The organism is Verrucomicrobiia bacterium, from assembly GCA_036268055.1.
Taxonomy (GTDB): domain Bacteria; phylum Verrucomicrobiota; class Verrucomicrobiia; order Limisphaerales; family Pedosphaeraceae; genus DATAUW01.
Map to the genome: position 1 here is coordinate 1 of DATAUW010000040.1, position 9,021 is coordinate 9,021.

Here is a 9,021-nt window from a genome sequence, read left to right on the forward strand (position 1 = left end):
AAAGTCTAAATCACAACCTCCAAGTCCCGCAGGGACAACTGATATCCTAGCGCATGGTAGGGCTGCTGCGCAGCCGTCCGAAGTCCCGCAGGGACGACCGAACTTAGCCCAGCCATTTATGGCTGGGTTTTAGTTTGTGTCTGATCAAGTCCCGCCAGGGACGAAAGAATTCTACGAAAATGAAACCCGGCGTACGCCCGGATGATTTTAGAAATGGTTCTTTCGTCGCCGGCGAAACTTGCTTGAACCGGACGAAATTAAAAACACTACCCCGCCTTCACCACCGCATAATTCCGCTTCCCTTTTCGCAACAACAGATAGTTTTCGTAAAGTAATTTGTCCGCAGTCACCATGCACTGCACTTCCGCCACGCGCGTGTTGTTAAGATAAACTCCCCCGCCCTCGACATCCTTTTTCGCCTGCCCTTTCGACGGGCACAGCCCCGCATGCACGAGCAATTCCACCAATGAAATCCCCGCGCCTTCCAGCTTGGCCCGCTCAAGTTCCCGCGTCGGCACTTCGCCCGCGACGAGAAAAAACACTTCCCGCGAAAGCGTCTCCGTCGCCGCGCCAAACAAAACTTCGCTCGCGGTTTTCGCGTGCCCGGCAGCCGCGTCTCCGTGAATCAACTTCGTCACGGCGGCCGCCAGTTGTTTGTGCGCCGCCCGTTCGCCGGGATTTTCCAGATGCTTCTTTTCGAGTGCAGCGATTTCTTCCAGCGACAGAAACGTAAAAAATTTCAGATAACGAACGACATCGCGATCGTCCGTGTTGATCCAGAATTGATAAAATTTATAAACGCTGGTTTTTTTCGCATCCAGCCACACCGCGCCCGCAACGGTTTTGCCGAACTTGCTGCCGTCCGCGTTGGTGATGAGCGGCAGCGTGAGCCCAAAAACCTGCGCGCCCAATTTCTTTCGGCACAAGTCGCTGCCCGCCGTGATATTTCCCCATTGATCGCTGCCGCCGATTTGCAGTTCGCAACCATGTTCCTTGCGCAGGTGATAAAAATCAAACGCCTGCAGCAGCATGTAACTGAACTCCGTATAACTGATGCCCGCCTCGCGATCTTCCATGCGCGCACGCACGCTTTCCTTCGCGACCATCATGTTCACCGAAAAATGTTTGCCGATGTCGCGCAGAAAATCCAGGAACGTCACCGGCGCGGTCCACGTGGCATTGTCCAGCAGGCGTGCGGGATTTTGTTTCGTGTCGAAATCCAGCAGCCGGCGCAGTTGTTCCTTCACACTCGCGATGTTCGATTCCAAAACCTCACGCGTGAGCAGTTGCCGCTCGGCGGTTTTGCCGCTGGGATCGCCGATAGAACCCGTCGCACCCCCGGCTAGCGCAATCGGAATGTGTCCGCAATTTTGAAACCTCCGCAACGCCAGCAGCGGCACCAGATTTCCCACGTGCAAACTGTCCGCCGTCGGGTCAAAGCCGCAATAAAGCGTGACTGGGCTGGCCGCGAGCCGCTTGAGCAATTCCTCTTTGTCCGTGCAATCGGCCACCAACCCGCGCGCCATCAGTTCGTCGTAAATATTCATTTGCGACCGTAATCTTTAGCGATTCATCGAAGTGCTGGCGATGAAAAAGCAATTCATGTTGCCTATCGAAATCCTGACAAATGTACTGACCTAACGCCTAGCCTTTGACTGCAACCGGGCTTCCAAATCCTTGGGCGCGATAAATACAAAAGAACGGCCCGCCTTTTTCTGCTCAAACAACTTTGATCGGGCCAATTTTAGCAAGTCGCTGCGTGCCGTGGCATAGGTTATTCCCTGTCGTGCCTGATGACTGGCAATCTTGTAAATAAAACCCGGATGCCTTACCGCGTGGCTGATGAGCGCCTGCTGGCGATGATTGAGTTCCGGATATTTCTCCAAAGCCTCAAGACACACTCGAGTTTCCGACGACTTGCGGGCCACATAGTCATGCAGCTCCTTGAGGGCTTTCCGGACAATTTCTGTTTGATGAATGATGAAATAGGTCAAATCATTTTCATCAGTCTCGGTATATAAAAATGCCATGCCGTATTGAACCGGGGCCTTTCGTAGAAAATGAGAAATTGAAATGAATTCAAATAGCCAGTAACCCGAATGCAGCATTTGCCAATAAAACAATGCCCGCGCGGTTCGCCCGTTGCCGTCCACAAACGGATGGTCGTACGCCAGCCAGAAATGAAGGATGATTCCCCGGATCACCGGGTGAACGAAAAAGTCCGGGCTTTTTCCATTGGCGAAATCACACATCGCTTGCAAGCGGGCGGGCAATTCATCAGCCGGAGGCGGTACGTGGAATATATTTCCTTCCTGGTCCGAAACATCAACCGCCTCGTCCGTCCGTCGAAACCTCCCCGCGCCATCAGGAATATCCAGGGCGTTCTGGGAAATTTCCCTATGGATTTGGAACACCATTTCTGGAGTCAACTGGCTCTCTTTTAATTCGAGGATATGCTGCATGGTCGCATAATTATTGGCGATCATGCGCTCCCCATGATTTTGCGGCCGCCTGCCTTCGGCCAGCATTTTTTTCGCCACTTCCCGCGTGGTCGCGGCTCCCTCTAATTGACTTGAGGTTATCGCTTCCTCCATCAGCGACCGTGCGACATACCGGTTTCGCTGGTCAGCATTGGTTATTTGCTCAGGAATCTGTACAAACGTCCCTCCTCCCCGGTCAATTTGATGCAGAAGATCAACCACTAAATCCGGCACACAAAACTGAAACGGATGTCCCGATTTATCTTTCAACGGAATGTTCCGAAAGGCGCCCTTTCTGCGAAATTTCACGGCCAGCCACCATTCTTCAAGCGTCAGGCCTTCTGGGGGCTTTCGGAACCGAAGTTCTTCCCAATGCAAATAGCGTTCGTCAAAATCGTGTGCCTTGACGATTTGAAAAATGCGATCCCATTTCTCCGGTTTCAAATGGCTGGGCAATTTTCCCCAATCCGGCGGCCTACTCGGAATTTTCATCTCTAACTATTACTGAACTATTAATTTAATAGCAATTAATAGTTTGTTCACTTTTACCTCATAAAATACGTCATAGCATTTAGTTCCGGCAGCTGGTTTTAAATAAAATCTCCTGAAATTGAAGACATAGATCGTAAAAAATCAAATTCGTTTAGTTTCCCCAATAGCTTCTTTCTTGACGTCCCATATTTTGAGTCGCTCGTCTTGTGAGCCGCCAAAGGGCGTATTTTACTTTTCCCCACTCCACACCCCCGTTACGCTGCATCCTGAATGCGCCTGCTTGACCGCTATCTCTTGCGCGAATTGCTCATACCGCTCGGCTACTGCCTGTGCGGCTTTCTTATTTTTTACGTCGCCTTCGATTTGATTGCCTCGCTCAATCATTTTCAGGAGCAAAATCTTCTCGCCCGCGACGTGGTCCAATATTACCTCGTCAAGCTGCCCGACATCATCGTTTTCATTCTGCCCGTCACGCTGTTGCTGGCGTTGCTTTACACACTGACCAATCTCTCGCGCCATCATGAAATCACCGCCATCCGTGCCGCCGGAGTGAGTCTTTGGCGTTTGTCGCTGCCCTATCTGCTGGTGGGTTTCCTGTTCAGCGGCATCGTTTTCGTCCTGAACGAATTCTGGGTTCCCGACAGCCAGGACAAACAGGAAGCCATCATGCAACGCCGAAAATTCGATGGCGCGGAATCCCCTCCTTCTCCTTTGGCCCGGCAGAAAGCGTCTCAAGATATAACCGGCGCGCTTGCTACTCGCCCGGAATTAAGACCCTCCGCGCTCGGCTTTCACAACACCCGCGACGGACGCAACTGGATCATCGGCTCCTACAATTTCAAGACCGACGTCATGACCGACCCCCAGGTTTATTGGAGTTCGCACGGCACCAATTTTCATCTCGTCGCCAAACACGCCGACCACACCAACGACGTCTGGACTTTTCACGACGTGAATTTATTTATCGGCACCGACCGCCAAATCACCAACGAACTGGCCATGCCGCAATTCACCGAACAACCGCGTGAGTTCGACAACGAAGCGCGATTCGCGAAACGCTTTCAAAACAAACTCTCCGCCGACGGCGCGAAGATTCCCATTTTTGAAATCATTGATTATCTCAGTGTGCATCCCGATCTCTCGCCGAAATACGAGCGCTGGCTGCGCACGCAACTGCATGGCCGCATCGCCGCGCCGTGGAGTTGCCTCGTCGTCGTGCTCATCGCCATTCCCTTCGGCGCGGCGTCGGGCCGGCGCAATGTTTTCATGGGCGTGGCCGGGAGCATTGTCATTTGCTTCGTTTACTTTATCCTCTTGCAACTCGGTCTCGCGCTCGGCACCGGCGGCTTGTTGCCCGCGTGGATCGCCGCGTGGCTGCCGAATGCTTTCTTCGGCATCACCGGGATCTGCCTGATACTGCGCGTGCGATAAAATGAGCGACGAACTCAACGAACTAAAAGCCCGTTATGCCCGGCTGGAATTGCTTTACCAGGTCGGCAACATCATCCATTCCACGCTCGAACCGCAAACCGCGCTGCAACTCATCATCGAACAAGCTGTGCGCGTGATGAAAGCTTCCTCCGGCTCAGTCGTGCTCATCAATCCCACGTCCGGTTTTCTGGAAATCCACGCCTCGATGGGCTTGCCGCCGAATGCCGCCGACGTGAAGCTCCGGCTTGGCCAGGGCATCACCGGCTGGGTCGCACGCAAAGGCCTGCCCGTGCGTCTCGGCGATGTCACCAAAGACCCGCGCTACGTTTCCATCCGCTCCCAGGTGCATTCGGAAGTCGCCGTGCCGCTGGTCGTGAATGGCGAAATCCGCGGCGTCCTCAACGTGGATTCCGAGCGCAAGGAAGCCTTCAGCGCCGCCGACCAGGAATTGATGGAATCGCTCGCGCTCTCTGCCGCGAAGGTGATTCACAACACCTGGCTTTACGAACAGTTACGGCTCAAGGCGCGCCTGTTCGAGACGCTTTCGCGCGTCGGCAAGACCATCAATTCCGCGTTGAACCTTGATGACGCCCTGCTCGTCATCACGCGCGAGGCGTGCCTGATGATGCAGGCGAGGATGTGCTCGCTGATGATGCTCGACGACACTCGCGAATGGCTCGAACTGCGCGCCAGCCACGGCGCGGCGGAAGCCTATCGCGAGAATCCCAAAATCAGCGCGGAAGAATCCTTGATCGGCATCGTCGTGCGCCGCCGCAAACCCTTGCAGGTCGAGAATGTCCAAACCTCATCCCGTTACACCTCCGCCAATCTGGCCCGGCGCGAAAAACTGTTCTCGCTGCTCAGCGTCCCGTTGATTTTCGCGGGCGAAGCCATCGGCACGCTCAGCATTTATACTGGCGTGGCGCATAAATTTTCCGACGAGGAAATCCGCATTCTCTCCGCGCTGGCCGAGCTTTCCGCCATCGCCATCGAAAAGGCGCGCCTGTATGAACGCGTCGTGGATGTCGAGGAACAGTTGCGGCAAAACGAAAAACTTTCCGCGCTCGGCTTGCTCGCCGCCGAGGTCGCGCATGAAATTCGCAATCCGCTTACGGTGATGAAAATGCTTTATCACTCGCTCGATCTGAAATTTCCCCGCACCGATCCGCGCCAGAAGGACGCGGAAATTCTCGGCGAAAAAATCGAGCACCTGAACAAGATCGTGGAACAGATCCTTGCGTTCGCGCGCACAACCGAGCCGGATTTTCTGCCGGTGAATTTGAACGAGGTCATCGAGGAACTTGGCTTGCTCGTGCGCCACAAATTGCGCAATCAAAACATCGCCTTCATCCACAAGCTCGATCCCAGGCTGCCCTCGGTGATGGCCGATGCCACGCAGCTTGAGCAGGCATTTCTCAATTTGATTCTCAACGCCGGCGAAGCGATGTCGCGCAGCGGCGGCGGCAAACTCACGGTAAGCACAAGTCAAATCGTGCCACCCGAAGGCGGCAAGCCGACCCATGTCGCCATCGAATTTCGCGACACCGGCGAAGGCATGACCGAAGAACAGCGGCGGCGCGCATTTTCCTCCGTGCTTTCCACGACGAAAGCCAAAGGCACGGGACTCGGCCTCGCCATCGTCGGCCGCGTGGTTGAAACCCACCGAGGAGAATTGCAGATTCGTTCGCGGCTCGGCCAAGGCACGGCCATCAGCGTGATTTTACCATTATAGAAAAGTCGAAATGCGTGACCTGAACGCTCCCCGGGAAAATGGCATCACTAAAAGCCACGACGAACTTCTGTATTGCATACGACCCGGAAAAAACTATTCGTGCTCGAGATCGGCAGCGTCACTTGCTGAACGCTCGTGGTGAGGACATCGTTCCACTCATTTCCCGCCAGCGAATTGATCTGCTGCTGCAAAACGTACGGCGCAGTTCCACCGGTCCACGATAAATTCACGTTCGTTGCCGTGTGCGAAATCGCCAGGGTGATCGCTTGCACGACCGTCACCACCATCGCGTCGTACGCCACCGCATGCACACCGTCCGCGGCGCTCAATTCCAGCGTATAAACTCCCGGTTCGCTGAATGTTGCGGCGGTGTTGGTTAACACGTCGGCAAACGTCACCAAGCCCGGGCCGGAATATTGTTTCCATTGAACCACCGGCATCGCACCGGTAAAGGCAACCGCTCCATTTAATGGCGCGGCGGCTCCGATGACAATGGATTGATCCGCACCGGCATTGGCCGTCGGCGCGCCGGGCGAACGCGGTCCTTCGTTCGGCCCGGTGCTTTGCACGATTTCAAAATTGGTGATGCTGACGCTCGTCAGATCGTTGAAACAATTCGCCGGCCAGCGGTCGTCCGGCGTGACCGAGATGGAGAAAAAATTTCCGTTGTCAGCCACCAGCGCGCCGTATTTTTTCAAGCCGAGCAGAATCGCCTTTTCTTCTCTCGTCCAATTCACGGGAATATAAAAATTGGATTTTAGCCGCACGCGCTGGCCCATGGACGGAAGATTGACGCTGGTGTTGGTGGAGGCCGAGGCGAAGTGCGTGGCGGGATAAATATAATTTTCGTAAAGCGAGCGTTTGACCACGATGCGGCAGGCGTGTTCGACCATGCCGCGCTCGGCTTCATCGTAACGCACGAGCGCGCTGAACATCGGCAAACCCGCCGCATCGCCGGACGTCCAGCCCGCCGGGCGCAGGCCATTGGTATTGAGATTAAACTTCGCGCCGTTGGAAGCTTGCCAGTTTGTGCCAACCAATCGCGTGAGCCACGTTTCCCAAAAATATCCCGCGCCCGGTTCCACCATAATCGAATGGCGGTCGCCATTATTAATATTGGTTTGCCATTGCAAAAGTGAAAGCGATGTTCCGGTCGGCCACGTCTCAATCGGAAGATTGACGGGAATGGGGTACAAACCATCGGGCGAAACGCCGCCATCCAAATCCGACTCGTCCGGGTAATTGAAAAAATCAATCGCTTGGCGCGGCTGATTGTCCGGCACGAGCACGAAGTTCATTTCCATCTCGGCGATGAGTGTGCGGCGATTAGTGGCAAGGTCGGAAATGATCTGCGCGATCATGGCGTCCGAATTCGTCAGCACTGGCAGGCGCGAAATATCTTCGTTCCACGGATTCGTGGCGGGAAAAATTTGCATCGCCGACGTGATGGCATCGGCGTTGGTCGTATTAAACAAAATCGGCGCGGTGACAACTGGCAATGGCCCAAGGATGCGTCCCTCCTGATTGATGCGTTCAGCGTGCGCAATCCCCGTGAACAGCAAAACCGCCAATAACAATAGGACTTGTCGCAACACTGAGCACTCTACTCCACTTTACGCCAAACTCAATTTGCCCGACCCTTTTTGACGCTGAGCCGCATAAAAAAAGGGGAACCGATTTTTTAAGCAGAATGGTCCAAACCAAAACAAAAGATATTACACATTGAGAAAATAACTTCTCAAAAATAATTTCTTCCTCTCTGCGCCTCTGCGCCTCTGCGTCTCTGCGTCAAATCTGTTTCCGATGAACCCGCCGCTCAAATAAACTCGTTGATCAAATTCTCGAGAAATTCCTGACGCCCGCTTTCATTCGCGGCGGCTTCACCCTTCTTCAGCATATAAGCTTCGAGTTCAGTGAAATTAGTTTTGCCCGCTTCGATTTTCGCGCCGATGCCGCTGTCATAGGAGCTATACCGTTTCTTGACGAACTCCGCCATGCGTTCGTCCTTGCGGATGGCGGCGGCGATTTTCAATCCGCGCGCGAACGCGTCCATGCCGCCGATGTGCGCATAAAACAAATCCACCGGTTCAAAACTTTCGCGCCGCACTTTCGCATCGAAATTCACCCCGCCGGTCGTGAAACCGCCCATCTTGAGAATCGAAAGCATGCACTGGGTCGTGAGATAAATGTCCGTTGGAAATTGATCCGTGTCCCAGCCGAGCAAAGCGTCGCCGGTGTTGGCATCAATCGAACCAAGCGCGCCGGCGGCCGCGGCCACTTCCATTTCGTGTTGCATCGAGTGGCCGGCCAGCGTGGCATGATTGGTTTCAAGGTTGAGTTTAAGATGATCAATCAAATCATACTCGCGCAAAAAGTTCAGGCACGCCGCGGCATCGGAATCGTATTGATGCTTGGTCGGTTCTTTCGGCTTCGGCTCGATGTAAAATTGCCCCTTGAAACCGATTTTCTTTTTATAATCCACAGCCATGTGGAGAAAACGCGCGAGATGATCCAGTTCGCGCTTCACGTTTGTGTTCCACAAAGTCGAATAGCCTTCGCGTCCGCCCCAAAACGTAAAACCTTCCCCGCCGAGTTCGTGGGTCACTTCGAGCGCCTTCTTCACTTGCGCGCCGGCAAACGCAAACACATCCGCGTTGCAACTCGTCGCCGCGCCGTGCGCGTAACGCGGATGCGCAAACAAACACGCCGTGCCCCAAAGCAGTTTGATGCCCGTGCGCTTCTGCTCCTGCTTGAACACTTTCACAATCGCATCCAAATTTTTGTTCGACTGTTTCAGCGTCGCCCCTTCCGGCGCCACATCGCGATCATGGAACGCATAATAAGGAGCGCCCAATTTTTCAATAAATTCAAACGCCACCCGCGCCC

At 54.3% G+C, this 9,021-nt stretch carries 6 protein-coding genes; 2 read left to right on the plus strand and 4 right to left on the minus strand.

Annotated features, from left to right (window positions below):
- Window positions 1-266: 266 nt before the first annotated feature.
- Window positions 267-1,547 (minus strand): tyrosine--tRNA ligase, encoded by a 1,281-nt coding sequence (gene tyrS, locus VH413_19805; GenBank protein HEX3800947.1) that lies wholly within the window; start codon window positions 1,545-1,547, stop codon window positions 267-269.
- Between the two features lie 90 nt (window positions 1,548-1,637).
- Window positions 1,638-2,972: a Fic family protein gene (locus VH413_19810; protein ID HEX3800948.1), complete on the minus strand. Its 1,335-nt coding sequence runs from the start codon at window positions 2,970-2,972 to the stop codon at window positions 1,638-1,640.
- A gap of 270 nt (window positions 2,973-3,242) precedes the next feature.
- Between VH413_19810 and VH413_19815 the strand changes: the two genes are divergently transcribed.
- Both VH413_19815 and VH413_19820 read left to right on the plus strand, forming a co-directional pair.
- The gene (locus VH413_19815; protein ID HEX3800949.1) at window positions 3,243-4,403 is read left to right on the plus strand and encodes an LptF/LptG family permease; all 1,161 of its coding nucleotides are present in this window, start codon (window positions 3,243-3,245) and stop codon (window positions 4,401-4,403) included.
- A gap of 1 nt (window position 4,404) precedes the next feature.
- The gene (locus tag VH413_19820) at window positions 4,405-6,135 is read left to right on the plus strand and encodes a GAF domain-containing protein (protein HEX3800950.1); all 1,731 of its coding nucleotides are present in this window, start codon (window positions 4,405-4,407) and stop codon (window positions 6,133-6,135) included.
- Between the two features lie 47 nt (window positions 6,136-6,182).
- On the opposite strand, the gene VH413_19825 is transcribed toward VH413_19820, so the two are convergent.
- Complete coding sequence (locus VH413_19825; protein HEX3800951.1) at window positions 6,183-7,730, minus strand: hypothetical protein; 1,548 nt, start codon at window positions 7,728-7,730, stop codon at window positions 6,183-6,185.
- Between the two features lie 221 nt (window positions 7,731-7,951).
- The coding region (xylA, locus tag VH413_19830) for a xylose isomerase (protein HEX3800952.1) at window positions 7,952-9,021 on the minus strand (1,070 nt) is incomplete at its 5' end.